This window comes from Corynebacterium sp. LaCa_23, from assembly GCF_058182375.1.
Window position 1 is genome coordinate 1192148 of sequence record NZ_CP190825.1, and the last position, 19447, is coordinate 1211594.

Annotated in this window: 16 protein-coding genes and 1 rRNA gene; 11 read left to right on the forward strand and 6 right to left on the reverse strand. The window is 58.2% G+C overall.

Going from position 1 to position 19447, the window contains the following annotated elements:
- Position 1: 1 nt before the first annotated feature.
- The 8 genes from argB (at position 2) to ocd (ending at position 9035) form a co-directional block, all read left to right on the forward strand.
- Entirely contained in the window at positions 2-937 is a 936-nt protein-coding gene (argB, locus tag ACP8IT_RS05815) for an acetylglutamate kinase (protein ID WP_005282711.1), read from the forward strand.
- The gene (locus tag ACP8IT_RS05820) at positions 934-2112 is read left to right on the forward strand and encodes an acetylornithine transaminase (RefSeq protein WP_005282714.1); all 1179 of its coding nucleotides are present in this window, start codon (positions 934-936) and stop codon (positions 2110-2112) included. The genes argB and ACP8IT_RS05820 overlap by 4 nt, the downstream gene beginning before the upstream one ends.
- Positions 2109-3029 (forward strand): ornithine carbamoyltransferase, encoded by a 921-nt coding sequence (gene argF / locus ACP8IT_RS05825; RefSeq protein WP_005280336.1) that lies wholly within the window; start codon positions 2109-2111, stop codon positions 3027-3029. The genes ACP8IT_RS05820 and argF overlap by 4 nt, the downstream gene beginning before the upstream one ends.
- 2 nt (positions 3030-3031) lie before the next feature.
- A complete protein-coding gene (locus ACP8IT_RS05830; RefSeq protein WP_005282729.1) occupies positions 3032-3514 on the forward strand; it encodes an arginine repressor in 483 nt (160 codons plus the stop codon).
- Positions 3515-3592: 78 nt separating this feature from the next.
- Positions 3593-4813 carry an argininosuccinate synthase gene (locus ACP8IT_RS05835; protein ID WP_023017895.1) on the forward strand — a complete coding sequence of 407 codons (1221 nt, stop codon included), beginning with the start codon at positions 3593-3595 and terminating at the stop codon, positions 4811-4813.
- A 6-nt stretch (positions 4814-4819) separates the two neighbouring features.
- Positions 4820-6250 carry an argininosuccinate lyase gene (argH, locus tag ACP8IT_RS05840; protein ID WP_490290573.1) on the forward strand — a complete coding sequence of 477 codons (1431 nt, stop codon included), beginning with the start codon at positions 4820-4822 and terminating at the stop codon, positions 6248-6250.
- Positions 6251-6466: 216 nt separating this feature from the next.
- On the forward strand, positions 6467-7984 hold the full coding sequence (locus ACP8IT_RS05845) for an amino acid permease (protein ID WP_023017897.1): 1518 nt from the start codon (positions 6467-6469) through the stop codon (positions 7982-7984).
- 13 nt (positions 7985-7997) lie between these two features.
- Positions 7998-9035, forward strand: coding sequence for an ornithine cyclodeaminase (gene ocd / locus ACP8IT_RS05850; protein ID WP_005280341.1), 1038 nt, complete (start codon positions 7998-8000; stop codon positions 9033-9035).
- Between the two features lie 137 nt (positions 9036-9172).
- On the opposite strand, the gene ACP8IT_RS05855 is transcribed toward ocd, so the two are convergent.
- From ACP8IT_RS05855 to thiC, 6 genes are read right to left on the reverse strand one after another with little or no spacing between them, the layout of a single operon-like run.
- The gene (locus ACP8IT_RS05855) at positions 9173-10330 is read right to left on the reverse strand and encodes a ThiF family adenylyltransferase (protein ID WP_023017898.1); all 1158 of its coding nucleotides are present in this window, start codon (positions 10328-10330) and stop codon (positions 9173-9175) included.
- Positions 10330-11112 carry a thiazole synthase gene (locus tag ACP8IT_RS05860; RefSeq protein ID WP_490290574.1) on the reverse strand — a complete coding sequence of 261 codons (783 nt, stop codon included), beginning with the start codon at positions 11110-11112 and terminating at the stop codon, positions 10330-10332. Before ACP8IT_RS05860 ends, ACP8IT_RS05855 begins: the two co-directional genes overlap by 1 nt.
- A 9-nt stretch (positions 11113-11121) precedes the next feature.
- Positions 11122-11325, reverse strand: a complete 204-nt coding sequence (gene thiS / locus ACP8IT_RS05865) for a sulfur carrier protein ThiS (RefSeq protein WP_284610774.1) — start codon at positions 11323-11325, stop codon at positions 11122-11124.
- Positions 11326-11349: 24 nt separating this feature from the next.
- Positions 11350-12471: a glycine oxidase ThiO gene (gene thiO, locus ACP8IT_RS05870; RefSeq protein ID WP_490290575.1), complete on the reverse strand. Its 1122-nt coding sequence runs from the start codon at positions 12469-12471 to the stop codon at positions 11350-11352.
- Positions 12464-13138 carry a thiamine phosphate synthase gene (locus ACP8IT_RS05875; RefSeq protein ID WP_284610776.1) on the reverse strand — a complete coding sequence of 225 codons (675 nt, stop codon included), beginning with the start codon at positions 13136-13138 and terminating at the stop codon, positions 12464-12466. Before ACP8IT_RS05875 ends, thiO begins: the two co-directional genes overlap by 8 nt.
- The gene (gene thiC / locus ACP8IT_RS05880) at positions 13128-15059 is read right to left on the reverse strand and encodes a phosphomethylpyrimidine synthase ThiC (RefSeq protein ID WP_490290576.1); all 1932 of its coding nucleotides are present in this window, start codon (positions 15057-15059) and stop codon (positions 13128-13130) included. The genes ACP8IT_RS05875 and thiC overlap by 11 nt, the downstream gene beginning before the upstream one ends.
- A 244-nt stretch (positions 15060-15303) precedes the next feature.
- On the opposite strand from thiC, the gene ACP8IT_RS05885 reads away from it, so the two are divergent.
- The 3 genes from ACP8IT_RS05885 to ACP8IT_RS05895 all read left to right on the forward strand — a co-directional run bounded on the left by ACP8IT_RS05885 (position 15304) and on the right by ACP8IT_RS05895 (position 18989).
- On the forward strand, positions 15304-15495 hold the full coding sequence (locus ACP8IT_RS05885) for a Trm112 family protein (protein WP_023031153.1): 192 nt from the start codon (positions 15304-15306) through the stop codon (positions 15493-15495).
- A 62-nt stretch (positions 15496-15557) separates the two neighbouring features.
- On the forward strand, positions 15558-16844 hold the full coding sequence (gene tyrS / locus ACP8IT_RS05890; protein WP_490290577.1) for a tyrosine--tRNA ligase: 1287 nt from the start codon (positions 15558-15560) through the stop codon (positions 16842-16844).
- Positions 16845-17470: 626 nt separating this feature from the next.
- Positions 17471-18989 (forward strand): 16S ribosomal RNA (locus ACP8IT_RS05895).
- Positions 18990-19447 lie beyond the last annotated feature (458 nt).

Here is a 19447-nt window from a genome sequence, read left to right on the forward strand (position 1 = left end):
AATGTTTCCCGGATTGAATAATCAAGAACGCGCTACGGTGCTGGCTGAAGCCTTGCCGTGGCTGCAGCACTTCCGCGATAAAATCGTCGTCGTCAAGTATGGCGGCAACGCCATGGTGGATGAGGAACTCAAGGAAGCCTTTGCGGCGGATATGGTGTTTCTGCGCACCATTGGAGCAAAGCCCGTTGTCGTCCACGGCGGCGGCCCGCAGATCAATTCCATGCTGGATAAGCTCGGTATCGAAGGCGAGTTTAAGGGCGGTTTCCGCGTCACCTCGCCCGAAATCATGGACGTGGTGCGCATGGTCCTTTTTGGCCAAGTCGGCCGCGGTCTGGTGAACCTCATTAACTCGCACGGGCCCTACGCCGTGGGCACAAGTGGCGAAGACGCTGGGCTTTTCCGCGCTACCAAGCGGTTTGTGGAGGTAGAAGGAGAGGCAACCGATATCGGGATGGTGGGCGATATCGTGGAGGTCAACCCGGCAGCGGTCAATGACATCATCGAAGCCGGCCGCATCCCGGTGGTCTCAACTATCGCGCCAGGAGCCGATGGCGAGGTGTATAACATCAACGCCGATAGCGCCGCGGGTGCGCTAGCGAGCGCGTTGGGAGCAGAGCGCCTGGTCATCTTGACCAACGTGGAAGGCCTTTATACCGACTGGCCAAATAAGGATTCGCTAGTCTCCAAAATCGAAAGCGATGAGCTTACCGGGCTGCTTCCCGGCCTGAGCTCCGGCATGATTCCCAAAATGGAATCCTGCCTCAATGCCGTGCAGGGCGGGGTATCCGCGGCGCACGTCATCGACGGCCGAATAGGCCATTCTGTGCTCCTTGAGCTTTTAACTCCGGGTGGCATTGGAACGATGGTCCTGCCCGATGATTACGAAAAGCACGATTATCCCGAAGGCACAGTGTTCAGGAAGGACGATATCGCATGAGCACGCAAGAAACTCTGACCGGCCGGTGGTCAGAAACGCTGGCTAATACCTATGGCCAGCCGCCACTCGGCCTAGTCTCCGGGGAAGGGGCCACCCTTACTGATGAAAACGGGAAAACCTACATTGACCTGCTGGCCGGTATCGCCGTTACTTCCTTGGGTTATGGCAATGCGGAGGTAGCGGATGCTGTTGCCAAGCAAAGCCGCACCCTTGTGCATACCTCCAATCTTTTTGCCACCCAACCCGTGCTAGACGCTGGGGCAAAGCTGATTGAACGGGTGGGCGATAGTGAGGCGCGCGTATTTTTCTGCAACTCCGGATCGGAGGCAAACGAGGCCGCATTCAAGCTCGCGCGGCTGACCGGTAGGCGGCGCATCCTTGCTGCGCACCATGGTTTTCACGGCCGCACGATGGGCTCTTTGGCCATGACTGGGCAGCCTGATAAGCAAAAGGCATTCCGCCCACTGCCTAGTGGCGTGGAATTTTACCCCTACGGCGATATCGATTACCTGCGCCAGTTGGTGGAGCAAGACGCCGCGGATACCGCCGCCATCATCTTCGAGCCCATTCAGGGCGAGACCGGAGTCATTCCTGCTCCTGCCGGTTTTATGCGGGCCGTTTCTGAGTTATGCGATGAGCACGGCATTTTGCTCATCGTCGATGAGGTCCAAGCCGGGGCTGGGCGCACGGGGCAGTTCTTTGCCCACGAGTTTGAGGGAATTTCCCCCGATGTCATCACCATGGCCAAGGGGTTGGGTGCCGGACTGCCCATCGGCGCCACCATCACCCGTGGGCGCGCCAAGGACTTATTCCAGCCAGGTTCCCACGGGACCACCTTTGGCGGAAACCCCGTGGCGTGTGCGGCGGCCAATGTTGTACTCGATGCCCTGGATCAGGAGTTCTTGAATGAGGTCTCCGCCAAAGGCGAGTACTTGGCGCAGCAAGTCAAGGAGATTCCCGGGGTCAGCGAGGTGCGCGGGCGCGGTCTCATGCTCGGAGTTGTATTAAATGCACCGGTTGCTCGCGAGGCCGTCAAGCGCGGATTCGCGCAGGGAATTATTCTCAACGCCCCGAGCGAGAACGTCCTGCGCCTTACCCCGCCGCTGATCATATCGCAGCAGGAAATCGATGCTGCCCTGGAAAAATTACGCACCGTTGTGGAGGAATTAGTATGAACTTGCGCCATTTTTTAGCCGATGATGACCTGAGCCCAGAGGAACAAAAGGAAGTCCTCGATTTGGCGGTCCAGCTCAAGGCCGACCCGTTCGCGCGGCGCCCGTTGGAGGGGCCAAAGACGGTAGCCGTCCTTTTTGATAAGACATCTACACGCACCCGCTTTTCCTTTGAAACCGGAATTGCGCACATGGGCGGCAGCGCCATTACCGTTGATTCTTCTGGCACTCATATGAGTAAGGGCGAGTCCTATCAGGATACGGGCGCGGTCTTGTCCCGCTACGTAGAGGCCATTGTCTGGCGCACTTATGCCCACGACAACCTGGAACAGATGGCCGAGACTTCGACGGCGCCGCTGGTCAATGCGCTTTCTGATGACCTGCATCCCTGCCAAATCCTGGCCGATCTCCTGACCTGCCGGGAAAACCTAGGTGACCTTACAGGCCGCAAGGCGGTCTATCTTGGGGACGGCAATAATAATATGGCCAATTCTTATATGATTGGCTTTGCTACCGCAGGCATGGATATTTCCATCGTGTCACCGGAAGGGTTCCAACCGCGTCCCGAATTTGTCGAGCGCGCACGGCAGCGCGGCAATGTGACGGTGACCGATGATGTGGAAGAAGTGTCCGGCGCTGATGTGGTAATAACGGATACCTGGGTATCTATGGGACAGGAAAACGATGGGCAGGACAGGCGCACCCCGTTCTTGCCGTATCAGGTCTCTAAAGACGTGATGGCAAAGGCAAAGAAGGACGCGATTTTCTTGCACTGCCTGCCGGCCTATCGTGGAAACGAGGTGACCGCAGAGGTTATCGATGGACCGCAGTCCCGGGTATTTGATGAAGCAGAAAACCGCCTGCATGCCCAAAAGGCATTGCTGGTGTGGTTGCTCGATATCAATAAGGAGAATAGCTAGCCATGAGTACCCCGAGCACTCGTACTGCCCGGCAGGCAAAGATTTTGGAAATCCTGGACCGCAACCGCGTCACGAGCCAGGTCCAATTATCGGAGCTCTTGTTGGCAGAAGGCATCGACATTACGCAGGCCACGCTCTCGCGAGATCTTGATGAGCTGGGAGCAAAAAAGGTCAAGCGAGATGGCGGGCGCTCGTACTATATGGTCGCAGGTGAGCTGGAGCAATTCGAAGACCAGGTGGGCGGTCCGCGCGAGAAGCTGCGGCGCATGTTGGATGAATTGGTGGTCTCCCACGATTCCTCGATGAATATTGCGATGCTGCGCACACCAGCGGGCGCGGCGCAATACCTCGCCAGCTTTATCGACCGCGTGGGTCTGCATGACGTGGTGGGGTGCATCGCTGGTGATGACACCATCTTTGTGCTGGCGCGCGAGGGAGTTACCGGCGCAGAATTGGCGGAGACGCTGACCTCGCAGAGGATTTAATAAATTGTGGCATTCTCACACCCGCTCGTATATTATTTAACTAACCGAATTGTTTTCAATTAATTAAGGAGTCTTAGCATGTCTGCACGCGTAGTCTTGGCCTATTCCGGTGGCCTCGATACCTCGGTAGCCATTCCATACCTGGCAAAGATGACCGGCGGCGATGTCGTTGCCGTTTCCCTCGACTTGGGTCAGGGCGGCGAGGATATGGAGTCAGTACGCCAGCGTGCGCTCGATTGCGGTGCGGTGGAATCCATCGTTATCGACGCCAAAGATGAGTTTGCGGAGCAATACTGCGTGCCCACCATTAAGGCGAATGGCATGTACATGAAGCAGTACCCGCTGGTATCTGCCATTTCCCGTCCGCTTATTACCAAGCATCTCGTAAAGGCCGCGCAGGAGCACGGCGGAACGCACGTTTCTCACGGTTGCACCGGTAAGGGCAATGACCAGGTGCGTTTTGAGGTGTCCTTCCGCGCCCAGGATCCATCGCTAGAGATCGTCGCCCCAGCGCGTGATTATGCATGGACCCGCGATAAGGCCATCGATTTTGCCGAAGAGATTAACCTGCCCATTGAGCAATCGGCGGCCTCGCCATTTTCCATCGACCAGAACCTGTGGGGCCGTGCGGTAGAAACCGGCTTCCTGGAGGATCTGTGGAACCCACCGACAAAGGATCTCTACGCATATACGGAAGACCCGGGCCTGGGCAATGCTCCGGATGAGATCATCATTTCCTTTGAGAAGGGTGTTCCGGTTGCCGTCGATGGCAAGAAGTTGACCCCGCTGCAGGTCATCGAAGAGGTCAACCGCCGTGCTGGTGCCCAGGGCATCGGCCGCTTGGACATGGTGGAGGACCGGTTGGTGGGCATTAAGTCCCGCGAGGTCTACGAAGCACCGGGTGCCATGGTGCTCATCCAGGCTCACGAGGCGCTGGAGGATGTCACCGTGGAGCGCGAGCTGGCACGCTACAAGCGCCTGACGGATGCGCGGTGGTCCGAGGAGGTCTACGACGGCCTGTGGCACTCGCCGCTCAAGCGCTCCCTGGATGCTTTCATCGAGGAATCCCAGGAGAACGTCACCGGCGATATCCGCCTGAGCCTGCACGCAGGTACCGCGACCGTGACCGGCCGCCGCTCCGGCCAGTCGCTGTACTCCTTCGATCTGGCTACCTACGACACCGGCGATACCTTCGACCAGACCGCGGCAAAGGGCTTTGTCCAGTTGCACGGCTTGTCCACCCAGATTTCCAACCAGCGTGACCGCGAGGGTGGTTTCCCCACCAGCGCAGAGAAATAGGCACCGATGGAACCACACAAGACTAACGAAGGCGCGCTCTGGGGCGGCCGCTTCTCCGGCGGCCCTTCCGAGGCGATGTTCGCCCTCTCGGTTTCCACTCACTTTGACTGGGTGCTTGCCCCGTACGACGTGCTCGCCTCGAAGGCGCACGCCAAGGTGCTGCACAAGGCAGGGCTGCTTTCCGATGCCGACCTCGACACCATGCTGACCGGGCTCACCGAGCTCGGGGAGAAGGTTGCTTCAGGCGAATTTGTCCCAGCACCCACCGATGAAGATGTGCACGGCGCCATGGAGCGTGGCCTCATCGACATCGTCGGGCCCGAAGTAGGCGGCCGCCTGCGCGCGGGACGTTCCCGCAACGATCAGGTCGCCACGCTCTTTCGCATGTGGGTGCGCGATGCCATCCGCGATACGGCCCTGCAGGTCTCCGAGCTTGTCGATGCCCTAGCGGATCAAGCCGCAGCGCACCCCAAGGCCATCATGCCGGGTAAAACTCACTCCCAGGCCGCGCAGCCCATCCTGCTTGCGCACGAGTTGCTGGGCCACGCCCAACCACTGCTGCGCGATATTCAGCGCCTGCAGGACTTGGATAAGCGGCTAGCCGTATCCCCGTATGGCTCGGGTGCACTCGCAGGTTCCTCCCTGCAGCTTGATCCAGAGGCCATCGCCGCGGAACTCGGATTCGATTCCGCTGCGGAGAACTCCTTGGATGGCACCGCGTCTCGCGATTTCGCTTCGGAGACGGCCTTTGTCTTGGCACAGATTGCCGTTGACATGTCCAGGCTGGCAGAAGAGATCATCTACTGGTGCACCCCGGAATACGGCTACGTCACCTTGGACGACGCATGGTCCACGGGCTCATCCATCATGCCGCAAAAGAAGAACCCGGATATCCCGGAACTTACCCGCGGCAAGACTGGGCGCCTGATTGGCAACCTCACTGGCTTGCTATCCACGCTGAAGGCACAGCCGCTGGCCTATAACCGCGACCTACAAGAGGACAAAGAACCGATCGTGGATTCGGTAGCACAGCTCAACTTGCTGCTGCCGTCGATGACCGGGCTCGTGTCCACCTTGTCCTTCAATGAGGACAGGATGCGCGAGTTGGCGCCACGCGGATTCACCCTGGCCACCGACCTAGCCGAGTGGATGGTGCGCCAAGGCGTGCCCTTCCGCGAAGCACACGAAGCTTCCGGCGCGTGCGTACGCATCGCCGAAGAGCGGGGAGTGGACCTGGTGGACCTCACTGATGAGGAACTCAAGGGCGTCGACAAGCGACTGACCCCAGAGGTGCGCAAGGTTCTGACCATCGACGGTGCCGTTGCTTCCCGCACAACAAAAGGCGGAACCGCCGGCGTCCGCGTTGCTGAGCAGCGCGAAACCGTCCGCGAAAATGCCGCCGCGGCGCGCGAGTGGGCGCAGAAGCCGTTGCGCTAACTGGCGAAATCCCCCTTCTTACCGCATGGTCTATGGCCATGCGGTTCTTTTATATTTCCAACGGGGGTAGGAGATCGACTCATTCCCAAGGTACTAACCGTGTTGTTGAACAAATTGGGGGTAGTGGTGACATGGGTTACATAGTGTTGTGTTAATGTCTTCTCGAGGAATGAGACCTAGTACACGCATTCCTGCCAATGAAAGGACGATCTCTAAATGACTGAAAATTCTCCGCCGTCTAGTACTGGGCCGCACGAGAATGAGAAGGCGGTTTTCGCATCGGAAGATCATGGCCTTCAAAAGGGGATGGGCAATCGCCAGCTACAGATGATTGCCATCGGTTCCGCGATTGGTACCGGTCTTCTTTTGGGTACTGGTAGCCGCCTGCAAACCGCCGGCCCGTTCCTAGCGGTGCTTTACCTCATCTGTGGTTTCTTCGGCTACATAATCCTGCGATCCCTTGGCGAGCTCATCGTCTACCGCCCAAGCTCCGGCTCTTTCGTCTCCTACGCTCGAGAGTTCTACGGCGAGAAGGCTGCGTTTGTTACCGGCTGGCTGTACTGGGGAAACTGGGCCATGACTCTGGTCGCGGATGGTACTGCGGTGGCCATCTACATCAAGTGGTTTAGCCAGTACACAACATGGCTTGACTCGGTACCGCAGTGGACGCTTGCCCTCGTCGTCATCTGCAGCATCTTGGTATTCAACATGCTTTCGGTGAAGATCTTCGGTGAGCTGGAATACTGGTTCTCACTGATTAAGATCGTCGCTCTGATTATCTTTATGCTCGTGGCCATCGGTGTTCTAATCTTTGGTCATCCGAGTGGAGACCCGACTGGCTTCAGCCTGATTTCTAGTACCGGTGGCTGGTTGCCTAATGGCTTGCTACCTGCCGTGATTGTCATCCAGGGTGTTGTCTTTGCTTATGCAGGTATCGAGCTGGTGGGTACCACCTCCGGTGAAACCAAGGACGTAGAAAAGCACATCCCGCGCGCGGTAAACAACGTCCTCCTGCGTATTTTGGTCTTCTACTTTGGCTCTGTTCTGCTGTTGACCCTAGTGCTGCCGTACACCAACTACGTGGCAGAAGTGTCGCCCTTTGTGACCTTCTTTGAGTCCCTTGGCGTTGGCGTGGCCGCTCCAATCTTCCAGCTGGTGGTTATTACAGCCGCTATTTCCTCGCTTAATGCTGGCCTGTATTCCACCGGCCGCATTATGTACAACATGTCTACCTCTGGCTCGGGCCCGAAGTTCGGTGCCCGTATGTCCAAGTCGGGCGTGCCCTATGGCGGCATCGTGATGGCAGCCCTGGTGGGCTTGGCAGGTGTCTTCCTCAACTATGTCGTGCCTGAGATGGCATTCGAAATCGTCCTCAACCTGGCTGCGTTGGGCACTCTAGCCTCGTGGGCTGCGGTTGCTCTATCTCACCTGAGGTTTATCCAACTATCCAAGAGTGGGCGTTATACTCGTCCTGGGTACCGCTCACCATTTGGTCAAGGCGGAGACTGGGCGGTACTGATCTTCATTGGCCTGGTAATTATCCTGATGGCCTTTGATTATCCGATCGGAACCTATGCGCTTGCATCGACCGTGCTGCTCATTCCGGTCTTTGTGGCAATGTGGTTTGCATGGCGCGAGCGTATCCGCACTATTGCGGAGGAGAGGAAGGCAAAGCACCTGCCAACCTCGAGCTTCCCTGCCGCACCACAAACAGACCTTCACTCCAAGAACTAAGAAAGGAATTCTTATGAACCACGCTGTTAAGTTTGTAGACGTCGAAAATATGGCGCGCTGGATTCAGCGCGAAGGCGTAGAGAACATCATTACTGGAATGGTGGATTACCTCGAGGCTGACTACCGCGAATGGGAGCGCTTTGACAAGATTCCGCGCGTTGCCTCCCACACCCCGTTCGGCGTCATCGAGCTGATGCCTACCTCTAACGGTAAGGAGTACTCCTTCAAGTACGTTAATGGTCACCCGTCCAACCCTGCTCGCGGTTACCAGACCGTTACCGCATTTGGTGTTATCGCTGACGTCGACAATGGTTACCCGACCTTCGAAGCAGAGATGACCCTCCTTACCGCGCTGCGCACCGCCGCCACCTCCGCCATGGTGGGCAAGCACCTTGCGCGCAAGGATTCCAAGCGCATGGCGATGATTGGTGCTGGCTCGCAGTCCGAGTTCCAGGCACTGGGCTTCCGTGGCGTCATGGGCATCGAAGACATCACCATCTACGATATCGACCCTGAAGCAGTGGAAAAGTTCAAGCGTAACTTGGAGCCACTTGGCTTTAATATCACCGCCTGCTCTAGCGTCGACGAGGCAGTACTGGGCGCAGATATCATTACCACCTGCACCGCCGACAAGGCTCAGAACCAGATTCTTGCTGATCGCCACGTTGCCCCAGGCGTACACCTCAACGCAGTCGGCGGTGACTGCCCAGGCAAGACCGAGCTCGAGAGCTCCATCCTGGACAAGTCCAAGGTCTTCGTGGAATTCCCTGAGCAGACCCGCATCGAGGGCGAAATCCAGCAGAAGCCGGAAGACTTCCCGGTCGTGGAGTTCTACCAGGTGCTCACCGGTCAGGCCACCGGCCGCGACGATGATGAGCAGATCACGCTTTTCGATGATGTCGGATTCGCCATCAATGACTTCTCCGCGCTGCGTTACCTGCGCGATTCCGTCAAGGGCACCGACTTGGAGTCCGAGATTGACATCATTGCCAACCCGGACGATCCTAAGGATCTGTTCTCCTTGGTTGCTAACGTTCCGTCCCTGCTTTAAGGCACGGGTGGGGCAGAGGGATCCAACTTCTCCCTCTGCCTCGCTAAGGTGAGAACCACTATCCCTAGAAGTTGTAAGAGGTCCTTGTCTTCCTGCAAGGCAAGGACCCTTTGTCATATTCGGATGTTTTGCACTAGTTAGTGATCCGGCATCCCGTGGAATGTTGCGGGCTGGCTCTTTATGCCACCTGCAACGTTGTGCAGCATAATGCCACGCTGTTCGGCTTCCTCAGCGAAGGCCGAGATGAAGCTGGCCGATCGCTTGCCGGAGGCGCAGTACACCCAGGCGTCGCTAAGCCCCGCGCCCTGCAGGGAATCGAGCAGGGAGCGCGCTGCCTCTGGATCTTCCTGCCACACGGTGGTCGGTAAGTGGTAATGCTTCGCGGTGGCGTCAAAAAAGAAATCATCAATGGCGGCCTCCCCGGCTTCGCGTACATCGATGGCCACGGCGCCGGCGCGCAGATCGTCGAACATCGCCGCGGTATCTTCGGCCCCCGGTAAGGCACAGGCAGCGCCACCGTAGTTGTGCTGCAGCTGTGTGGTTAGCTCACGTGCCGGGTCGTGGGGCACGCGGAAGTGAGTGATGGAGGAAGTCAGGGCATCGTAGATGCTCAACAGACCTACCCGGTCGCGGTTCATGCCGGTGGCGAACTGGATTAGCTCGGTCGACATCAGGCCCGCGACCACGCTTGTGGTCACGCCCAGCACGCCGGCGGTGGCGCAATCCGGCACGGAATCGGGATCGGGTTGCAGGGGATAGAGGTCCCGCATGCCCACGCCCGATTCGGCACCGGGTCCAGACCACCACACTGCGCAGTCGCCGCGAAATCGCAGCACCGAGCCCCATACCAGCGGGGTACCCGTGATCTCCGCAGCATCAGCGGCTAGGAATTTGGTGGCAAACGTATCGGAACCATCCACCAGGATGTCCACTCCACGGAGATAATCCACGGCGTTGTCGGCGGTAAGGCGGTCGCGAATCGCATGCACCACGATGCCGGGCTGCAGCTGTTCGAGCTTTTCGGCGGCGACGTCCACCTTGGATCTACCCACATCCTGGGTGCCGAATAGGATCTGGCGGTGGATATTGGTCAGATCCACCGTGTCGTCGTCGATAACAGAAATCTCGCCCACACCGGCGGCAGCCAGTTGCTGCATCAGGGGGCATCCCAATCCGCCAGCGCCGATGACAAATACGTGGGTGCCGTGCAGCGCTTCCTGCTGGGCGATGCCAAAACCGGGCAACAGGGTCTGGCGGGCCACTCTATGCAGCTCTTCGCGGGGCAGTTGGCTCATTACAGGACCTTATCTTCCCAGCTCGCCAACCCTTCAAACGATGACGAGGCCACGGCGTGCTGCCTTTTCGGAATGCGCCCAGCTTGGCGGGCCAACCGGCCGCCTTCCACGGCGTATTTCATTGCAGTCGCCATCGCCAGGGGATCCTGGCAGCGGTTAATAGCACTGGCTAAAAGCACGCCATCGCAGCCCAGCTCCATGGCCAGTGCAGCATCGGAGGCCGTGCCCACACCGGCATCCAGCAGCACGGGAACCTGGGCGCGCGAACAAATCAGCTCGATATTGTGCGGGTTCAGGATACCCAGACCCGTACCAATCGGCGAGCCCAAAGGCATCACCGCATCCACGCCCACGTCTTCTAGCCGCTTGGCGATGACCGGATCGTCGCTCGTATACGCCAGCACTACGAATCCTTCGGTAACCAGCATCTCGCAGGCATCCACGAGCTCTACCACGTCGGGCAGAAGCGTATGGTCATCCGCGATCACCTCCACCTTCACCCAATTGGTGCCCAGCGCTTCGCGGGCTAGCTTGGCGGTGGTCACGGCATCACGGGCGGTGCGGCACCCCGCAGTATTGGGCAGCACGTCAATGTTTAAACGCTGTAAGAGTTCAAAGATAGATTCCCCACCGGGACTCTTAGCGCTGTGCCGACGCATGGCGACGGTGGTGAGCTGCGTACCGCTGGCAACCAGGGATTGCTCCAGCATGTCCTGGCTGCTGGCCCCGCCGGTTCCCATTACTAGATGCGAATCGAATTGTTTATTTGCGATAGTAAGCATAGGAGATTCCTAACCGCCCTGTACGGCGATGAGGATATCGAGCTCATCGCCGTTGGCGACTTCATAAGACCAGTTGCTGGCTGGAACGACATCGCCATTGACGGCTACGGCCACGCCTTTCGGCACGGCATCGCCAGTTTCTGCTTCTACGACAGCGGCCACGGTGATGTGCTCATCGCTGCTGCGGGGTTCTCCATTAACCGTGTATTCCATGGTGCTTATTCCTTTCTTTTGTGGCTATCGGGCGTGGCGTAGCGGATCGCAGGCCGAGATGTCCAACCCCGAGGACGTGCCCAACCCCAACTGGGCACCTACCTTAGCCCCAAAGGCGGACAACAGGATTCCGTGGCGGAAGTACCCGGTGGAGATCACTAGCCCGTCGCGTACTTTGCCCAGGTAGGGCAAATCATCGGGGGTGCCTGGCCGGGCTCCAACGATCGCTTCGATGAACTCGCAATCCTCCAGTCCCGGAACCACGCGGATGGCATCGCGAAGGAGCGTGTGCACACCGTCCACAGACGGGCCCTTGCGGTTGTCTTCGCGGCTGGTGGCACCGATAGCGATGGTGCCGTCGGTGCGGGGAATAACATACACCGGCCGATCCTCCACGAATGCGCGCACCACTCGGGTGGTTGGCGCTAGCTCCTCTGGTACCCGCAGCCGCAGCATGTCACCCAACACCGGCCGTAGCGCTAGGGGATTGGCACCCTCGAACCAGCCATCCACGTTCTTGGCGCCCAGCCCGTTGCAGAGGTAGATCATGTTGGCAGTGACCATGGGGGCATCGGCAAGCTGCACATTTTGGCCGTCGATGCGCGTTGCTGCCGTGGACAGAAAGCGAACCCCGGCGTGCTGCAGATATTCCAGCAGGCACGCGCTGAACATGCGCGGGTTGATTTGATGGTCGCCCGGGATTTCCACCGCGGCCGCCAGTTGGGGACTGAGCCCAGGCTCTAGCTTTCGTGCTTGCCGAAGTGGCAGCGCGTGGGCATCCATGCCGTGTTTCTGCTGTAGCGCCAGCAGCTCGCGGATGTGCACGCCATCGGCGCGGTCGGCGCCCACCACCAGGGTGGATTCACGGCGATGCCCGGTCGGTGCGGTGGTTTTCGCACTCAACCTGGCCAGAAGATCAGGGAACATCTCGCCCGAAGCAACCATCAGCGGGTACAACGGCTCTTGCCGGTATTGCACCTCCGCCACCGGAGCCAGCATGCCGCCGGCCACGAACGTGGCACCGCTAATGGGGTGGGGATCGATCACCACGATTTCCGGTGGGTCGACACCCGCATCCACCAGCTCGAATGCGGTGGTAAGCCCGATGATTCCCGCGCCAATGATCGCGTGCTCGGCATTATGCATGTGAACCTGTGGCTGCATTCGCGCGGTCGAAAGCTCGGACAACTGTGGTCGCTAGCGCAGCCGGATCGTGGGAATCCATGAAGGCGCGCACAATCGCGACACCAGCCACACCGGTTTCGGCCAGCGCTTCGGCGTCGGCAGCCTGGACGTCTCCAATCGCCACCACCGGAACGGCCGAAGCTGCCACGAGCGGGGGATAGCCTTCCAACCCCAGCGGGGCTCGACCAGAGGATTTCGTGGGCGTGGGTCGGAACGGCCCGGCACCGATGTAGTCGATCACATCGGCGTACTCGTTGGCACCCTGCACGAGCTCGAGGGTGCCGGTGGTCAACCCGATGATCGCATCCTCGCCAAGAACCTGCCGTGCCAGGCGCGGATCCAGGTCGTCTTGGCCGATGTGTACGCCGTGGATATTGTGGTTACCCATCAGCGCGGCGGCCACGTCGACTCGGTCATCGATAAGCACCCGCGTTGCTGGATTGGCCTCTTCGACCGCCGCCGCCACGTCGATAGCAAGCTCGGTCAGATCGCGCACGCTAATGGGCTTGCTGCGAACTTGAATCACGCCCGCGCCACCGGCTGCTGCCGCCGCGGCAACCTGTACGACCTTCTCCCGCGATGCGCCCGTCACGTGGTAGCACCGCAGGTCCAGCTGGTTAGCGCTCACTGTACGCCGCTGCTTCCTTTTGCAGATCCTCGGAAACTTCCTTGGCCTCGTCCCGGTTTAGGTAGAGCTTGGAGCCCGCACGACGGAACTCCTCGGCCATTTCTTCTTCGCCTTCGGCGTTAGTGACGCCCTCTTCGTCCACGCTCTGGCGGCCGAAGCCAGGCAAGCCGAGGTCCTTGACTAGCGATTGCTCTCGGTCGGTGGCCAGAGCCTCGTCGATCTTCTCGCCGAATGCGTCGCGGATATCCTGGCTGATGCGCATGGAGCAGAATTTTGGTCCGCACATCGAGCAGAAATGGGCGGTCTTCGCCGGCTCCGCAGGCAGGGTTTCGTCGTGGTAGGACTGGGCGGTATCCGGGTCCAGGGACAGGGCGAACTGGTCGTGCCAACGGAATTCGAAGCGAGCCTTGCTCATCGCATCGTCCCACTCTTGGGCGCCAGGGTGGCCCTTGGCGACGTCCGCCGCGTGCGCGGAGACCTTGTAGGTGATCACACCAGTCTTCACGTCGTCCTTATTCGGTAGGCCGAGGTGCTCCTTCGGGGTGACGTAGCACAGCATCGCGGTACCACCCATCGCGATATTGGCCGCACCGATGGCGGAAGTGATGTGGTCATAGCCGGGAGCAATATCGGTAACCAGCGGTCCCAGGGTGTAAAACGGCGCGCCGCCGCACCATTCCTGCTCCTTTTCGTTGTTGACCTGCACCATGTTGAGCGGCACGTGGCCTGGGCCTTCTACCATGACCTGAACGTCGTACTCCCAGGCACGGTGGGTCAATTCACCGATGGTTTTCAGTTCAGCGAACTGGGCTGCGTCGTTGGCATCGGCGATGGAGCCGGGGCGCAGGCCATCGCCAAGCGAGAACGCGACGTCGTACTTGGCGAAGATCTCGCACAGCTCGTCAAAGTTCTCGTACAGGAAGGATTCCTTGTGGTGGGCTAGGCACCAGCCGGCCATGATGGAACCGCCGCGCGAAACGATGCCGGTCACGCGCTTGGTGGTCAGCGGCACGAAGGGCAGGCGCACCCCGGCGTGGATCGTCATGTAGTCCACGCCCTGCTCGCATTGCTCGATTACGGTATCGCGGAAGATTTCCCAGGTCAGGTCCTCGGCCACGCCGTCGACCTTCTCAAGGGCCTGGTAGATCGGCACGGTACCGATCGGCACCGGAGAGTTGCGCATGATCCACTCGCGGGTGGTGTGAATGTCGTTGCCCGTGGATAGATCCATCACGGTATCTGCGCCCCAGCGGGTAGCCCAGCGCAGCTTGTCCACCTCTTCGCGGATGGAGGAGGTCACTGCGGAGTTGCCGATATTGGCGTTGATCTTCGTGTTGAAGGCATTGCCGATGATCATCGGCTCTGACTCCGGGTGGTTGATGTTGTTCGGGATGATTGCCTTACCGGAGGCAACCTGCTCGCGCACCTTTTCTACGTCGCAGTGCTCGCGCAGTGCGACGTATTCCATCTCCGGGGTGATAATACCCTGGCGGGCGTAGTGCATCTGGGTTACGCGCTTGCCGTCTTTGGCCCGCAGTGTCTCGCGGCTTATACCCTTCCACTCGTCGCTGGCCTCGCCACGCTTGAGGGCGCGGTTACCGTCGTCCAACAGGTTGCGGCGCCGGCCCTCGTAGGCCTCCACATCGCCGCGAGCTTCGATCCACTCGCTGCGCAGAGCCTCTAGCCCCTCTGTCGGCTCGGCCCACGGGCCACGTGTGCGGTAGAGCTTCTGCGGCGCGTTCGGGCCGGTAGGGGAATCGTCCAGCTGCACCTCGGTCTCCGGCACCTGTAGGGTGAAGGTCTTGCCGAAGGATTCCACCTGCTTTTCGATGGGGGCGAAGCTGTGCTTCGGGTGGATTTCCGCACCGTACTCGTCGTTCGGAATGGTGGTACGGGTGTGTTGGGTAGACGTATCCGTCATAGTTGACTCTCCTCATTCTTCCTTCGCTGGTTCTAACCAGGCAGGTTCTAGCGGTACTCGCGCGGGCATACAGCGCGATCTCAGCTCGATACCTCGAGCGCCCGTGTTCGGTTGCGCCTTCCACTGTAACGCACACCACGCGAGGGTGAAGTTATGGGTTAGGCGATTGACCGAGGGGACATCGGCAAGCAACATCAGGGAGCCACTAAATAGCTTGTCTGGGGTACGGGTTAGACTAAGCAGCATGATCGATCAGAAGCTCCTAGAGATCCTCGTGTGCCCCATCGACAAGCAGCCGCTGGAGGATCACGGCGACTATTTGGTGAACCCAAGGCTGAACAAGGCCTATCCGGTACAGGATGGTATTCCGGTCATGCTGGTCGACGAAGCCGTGGACTGGCCCGGCGAGTACTGCCCACTAGCTCCGAACGAGTAGAGCCCCGCGCACTGCAAAGAAAAACAACCCCACAGAGAACAAATAAAAGGGAACACCTTCGTATGAGCAACAACACGAACATCATCGACGAACTGCAATGGCGCGGGCTGATCAACCAGTCCACAGACCTGGAGGCATTGAAGGAAGCCGCAGAGAGCCCGATCAGCTTGTACTGCGGTTTTGACCCGACGGGAAGCTCGCTGCACGCTGGCCACCTCGTGCCGCTGATTATGCTGAAGCGCTTCCAACGCTTCGGCCACCGTCCCATCGCGCTGGCCGGTGGCGCGACGGGAATGATCGGTGACCCGCGGGATGTCGGAGAGCGCTCCATGCTCTCAGAAGAGCAGATCGCAGAGAATATGCAGGCAATCAAGGACCAACTTGAGGCCTTCGTGGACTTCACTGAGGCGGGCGAGTCCGCAATCCCGGCGGTTATGGTGAACAACGCGGACTGGACTAGCCAGATCAACGTCATCGAGTACCTACGCGATATCGGTAAGAACTTTTCGCTGAATACCATGCTGGACCGCGATACGGTCAAGCGCCGCCTGGAATCCGACGGTATTTCCTACACCGAGTTTTCCTACATGCTGCTGCAGGCAAACGACTTTGTGCACCTGCACAAAGAGTACGACTGTGTGCTGCAAATTGGCGGTGGCGACCAGTGGGGAAACATCGTTTCCGGCGTCGATCTGAATCGTCGCGTGAATGGTGCGAAGGTCCACGGCCTGACGGTGCCGTTGGTGACAGATGCCGAGGGCAATAAGTTTGGCAAGTCCACCGGCGGCGGCAAACTGTGGCTGGATCCACAGCTGACCAGCCCGTACTCCTGGTACCAGTACTTCATTAATGCTGGCGACGCGGTGGTTATCGACTACCTGCGTTGGTTTACCTTCCTCACTCAGGAGGAGATCGCAGAGCTGGCACGCAAGGTAGAGGAGGAACCCCACAAGCGTGAGGCGCAACGCGTATTGGCACGGGAGATGACCACCCTGGTGCACGGCGAGCAGGCCACCGAAGGAGTGGAGCTGGCTTCCCAGGCGTTGTTTGGTAAGGCAGAGCTGCAGGATTTGGACGAGGCCACGTTGTCTTCCGCATTGCAGGAAACCGAGATTGCCGAGGTTGGCCCAGAGGCAACGATTCTGGATCTGCTGGTTGAGGCGGGACTGGAAAAATCAAAGGGTGCTGCGCGCCGCACCGTGGGCGAGGGCGGCGCTTACGTGAATAACCAGCGCATCGAGGACATCGAGTGGTCGCCGAATTCCAACGATCTGCTGCATGGTTCGTGGCTCGTGTTGCGTAAAGGCAAGAAGCGTTTCGCCGGAGCACGGGTTGTGAATCCTTCCTAGGAGCGTCAGCTTAGCTGTTAACTGATCCCTTGGTAATCGCGTTTTGTGCTTTTAACTGGGGATTTGTGTGTTTTTCGGGGTTGGGTGTAACTTTATCGAAGTCGCCGAGAGGTAGCCGGTTGGTTACTTTTGAGTGACTTTTTGTACTGACTTGGCTCGGGGATTTGACTTGGTTCAGGTTGTTGGGTAAGTTGGTACGAGCCGCCGCTGAGAGGTTAACGTTTGGTTAATTTTCTTGTGGTGTGTGGATGTTGTTTGAGAACTCAATAGTGTGCCAATGTACTTATTTTTTATTTTTGTGTGCATGGTTGTGTGTTGATTGGTCTGTTGGCCGGCAAGCCTAGTGTGCTTGTTGGTTGGTGTGTGCCGGTAAGGTGTTGGAATACGCATCTTTTTGAATACTGTTTAGTGTTTCGGCTGCATTGATGGATTGGTTGGCATGTGATTGTGTTCAACTTTTTGTCTCCCTTTTTTGTGCCCCGTCGGGTTGGGGAGGCAGTTTATTTTTTTCTTTGTAGTAATTTTTGGACGCCAGCATGGGCCTGCTTTTGTGGGTTTGTGGTGGTTTGTTCTTTTGGTTAGGTTTGGGCTTTTCACGGCCTTTTCAGTGTTTTGCTGAAATTCTTTTTGTGGAGAGTTTGATCCTGGCTCAGGACGAACGCTGGCGGCGTGCTTAACACATGCAAGTCGAACGGAAAGGCCCTGCTTGCAGGGTACTCGAGTGGCGAACGGGTGAGTAACACGTGGGTGATCTGCCCTGCACTTCGGGATAAGCTTGGGAAACTGGGTCTAATACCGGATAGGAACCATCTTTAGTGTGGTGGTTGGAAAGTTTTTTCGGTGTAGGATGAGCTCGCGGCCTATCAGCTTGTTGGTGGGGTAATGGCCTACCAAGGCGGCGACGGGTAGCCGGCCTGAGAGGGTGTACGGCCACATTGGGACTGAGATACGGCCCAGACTCCTACGGGAGGCAGCAGTGGGGAATATTGCACAATGGGCGCAAGCCTGATGCAGCGACGCCGCGTGGGGGATGAAGGCCTTCGGGTTGTAAACTCCTTTCGCTAGGGACGAAGCTTTTTTGTGACGGTACCTAGATAAGAAGCACCGGCTAACTACGTGCCAGCAGCCGCGGTAATACGTAGGGTGCGAGCGTTGTCCGGAATTACTGGGCGTAAAGGGCTCGTAGGTGGTTTGTCGCGTCGTCTGTGAAATTCTGGGGCTTAACTCCGGGCGTGCAGGCGATACGGGCATAACTTGAGTGCTGTAGGGGTAACTGGAATTCCTGGTGTAGCGGTGAAATGCGCAGATATCAGGAGGAACACCGATGGCGAAGGCAGGTTACTGGGCAGTTACTGACGCTGAGGAGCGAAAGCATGGGTAGCGAACAGGATTAGATACCCTGGTAGTCCATGCCGTAAACGGTGGGCGCTAGGTGTGAGGGTCTTTCTACGACTTTCGTGCCGTAGCTAACGCATTAAGCGCCCCGCCTGGGGAGTACGGCCGCAAGGCTAAAACTCAAAGGAATTGACGGGGGCCCGCACAAGCGGCGGAGCATGTGGATTAATTCGATGCAACGCGAAGAACCTTACCTGGGCTTGACATACACCAGATTGGGCTAGAGATAGTTCGTCCCTTTGTGGTTGGTGTACAGGTGGTGCATGGTTGTCGTCAGCTCGTGTCGTGAGATGTTGGGTTAAGTCCCGCAACGAGCGCAACCCTTGTCTTATGTTGCCAGCATTTGGTTGGGGACTCATGAGAGACTGCCGGGGTTAACTCGGAGGAAGGTGGGGATGACGTCAAATCATCATGCCCCTTATGTCCAGGGCTTCACACATGCTACAATGGTCGGTACAACGCGTTGCGACACTGTGAGGTGGAGCGAATCGCTGAAAGCCGGCCTTAGTTCGGATTGGGGTCTGCAACTCGACCCCATGAAGTCGGAGTCGCTAGTAATCGCAGATCAGCAATGCTGCGGTGAATACGTTCCCGGGCCTTGTACACACCGCCCGTCACGTCATGAAAGTTGGTAACACCCGAAGCCGGTGGCCTAAACGTGTTAGGGAGCCGTCGAAGGTGGGATCGGCGATTGGGACGAAGTCGTAACAAGGTACCCGTACCGGAAGGTGCGGGTGGATCACCTCCTTTCTAAGGAGCTTTTATTTTGGCTGCAGTTGCAGCCATGACCCACAGTTGTGGGTTGTCCACTGTTGTTTGATGGTGGGTTGGTGGTTGAGTAGGCGAGTGTTCTGCTGCCACCGAATATGGCAATTCCGGGTAGGACATACACCTTAATCGACAGGACCGAGTGTTGAGACAGTGCTTTGTGACATGCGTAAAAGTGTCCATGCATACAGGAAGTAAAGTTGATTGGTAAGTCGTTGGTGCATTGTTGGGTGTCTGGGGCATTATCCCCCTTTTTTGTGTGCCTGACTGGTTGATGGATGCCATTCATTGTGGTGGTGTTTGTTGCTGGTTGGGGTGTTGTGTGAGAACTGTATAGTGGACGCGAGCATCTCACATGATGCCGCCTGCTTTTGTGGGTGGTGTTGTGTGTGTGATGTGATTTTTCTTTTTGTTTATTTTGTCAAGTTCACTTGTTGCTG

What these genes read in the sequence shown, in the direction of transcription:
- tyrS (WP_490290577.1), top strand. Translation starts at nt 15,558, where the DNA reads ATGAGCAACAACACGAACATCATCGACGAACTGCAATGGCGCGGGCTG.
- ACP8IT_RS05835 (WP_023017895.1), top strand. Translation starts at nt 3,593, where the DNA reads ATGTCTGCACGCGTAGTCTTGGCCTATTCCGGTGGCCTCGATACCTCG.
- ocd (WP_005280341.1), top strand. Translation starts at nt 7,998, where the DNA reads ATGAACCACGCTGTTAAGTTTGTAGACGTCGAAAATATGGCGCGCTGG.
- ACP8IT_RS05830 (WP_005282729.1), top strand. Translation starts at nt 3,032, where the DNA reads ATGAGTACCCCGAGCACTCGTACTGCCCGGCAGGCAAAGATTTTGGAA.
- argH (WP_490290573.1), top strand. Translation starts at nt 4,820, where the DNA reads ATGGAACCACACAAGACTAACGAAGGCGCGCTCTGGGGCGGCCGCTTC.
- ACP8IT_RS05885 (WP_023031153.1), top strand. Translation starts at nt 15,304, where the DNA reads ATGATCGATCAGAAGCTCCTAGAGATCCTCGTGTGCCCCATCGACAAG.
- ACP8IT_RS05820 (WP_005282714.1), top strand. Translation starts at nt 934, where the DNA reads ATGAGCACGCAAGAAACTCTGACCGGCCGGTGGTCAGAAACGCTGGCT.
- ACP8IT_RS05860 (WP_490290574.1), bottom strand. Translation starts at nt 11,112, where the DNA reads ATGCTTACTATCGCAAATAAACAATTCGATTCGCATCTAGTAATGGGA.
- argF (WP_005280336.1), top strand. Translation starts at nt 2,109, where the DNA reads ATGAACTTGCGCCATTTTTTAGCCGATGATGACCTGAGCCCAGAGGAA.
- ACP8IT_RS05855 (WP_023017898.1), bottom strand. Translation starts at nt 10,330, where the DNA reads ATGAGCCAACTGCCCCGCGAAGAGCTGCATAGAGTGGCCCGCCAGACC.
- thiO (WP_490290575.1), bottom strand. Translation starts at nt 12,471, where the DNA reads ATGCATAATGCCGAGCACGCGATCATTGGCGCGGGAATCATCGGGCTT.
- ACP8IT_RS05845 (WP_023017897.1), top strand. Translation starts at nt 6,467, where the DNA reads ATGACTGAAAATTCTCCGCCGTCTAGTACTGGGCCGCACGAGAATGAG.
- thiC (WP_490290576.1), bottom strand. Translation starts at nt 15,059, where the DNA reads ATGACGGATACGTCTACCCAACACACCCGTACCACCATTCCGAACGAC.
- thiS (WP_284610774.1), bottom strand. Translation starts at nt 11,325, where the DNA reads ATGGAATACACGGTTAATGGAGAACCCCGCAGCAGCGATGAGCACATC.
- argB (WP_005282711.1), top strand. Translation starts at nt 2, where the DNA reads ATGTTTCCCGGATTGAATAATCAAGAACGCGCTACGGTGCTGGCTGAA.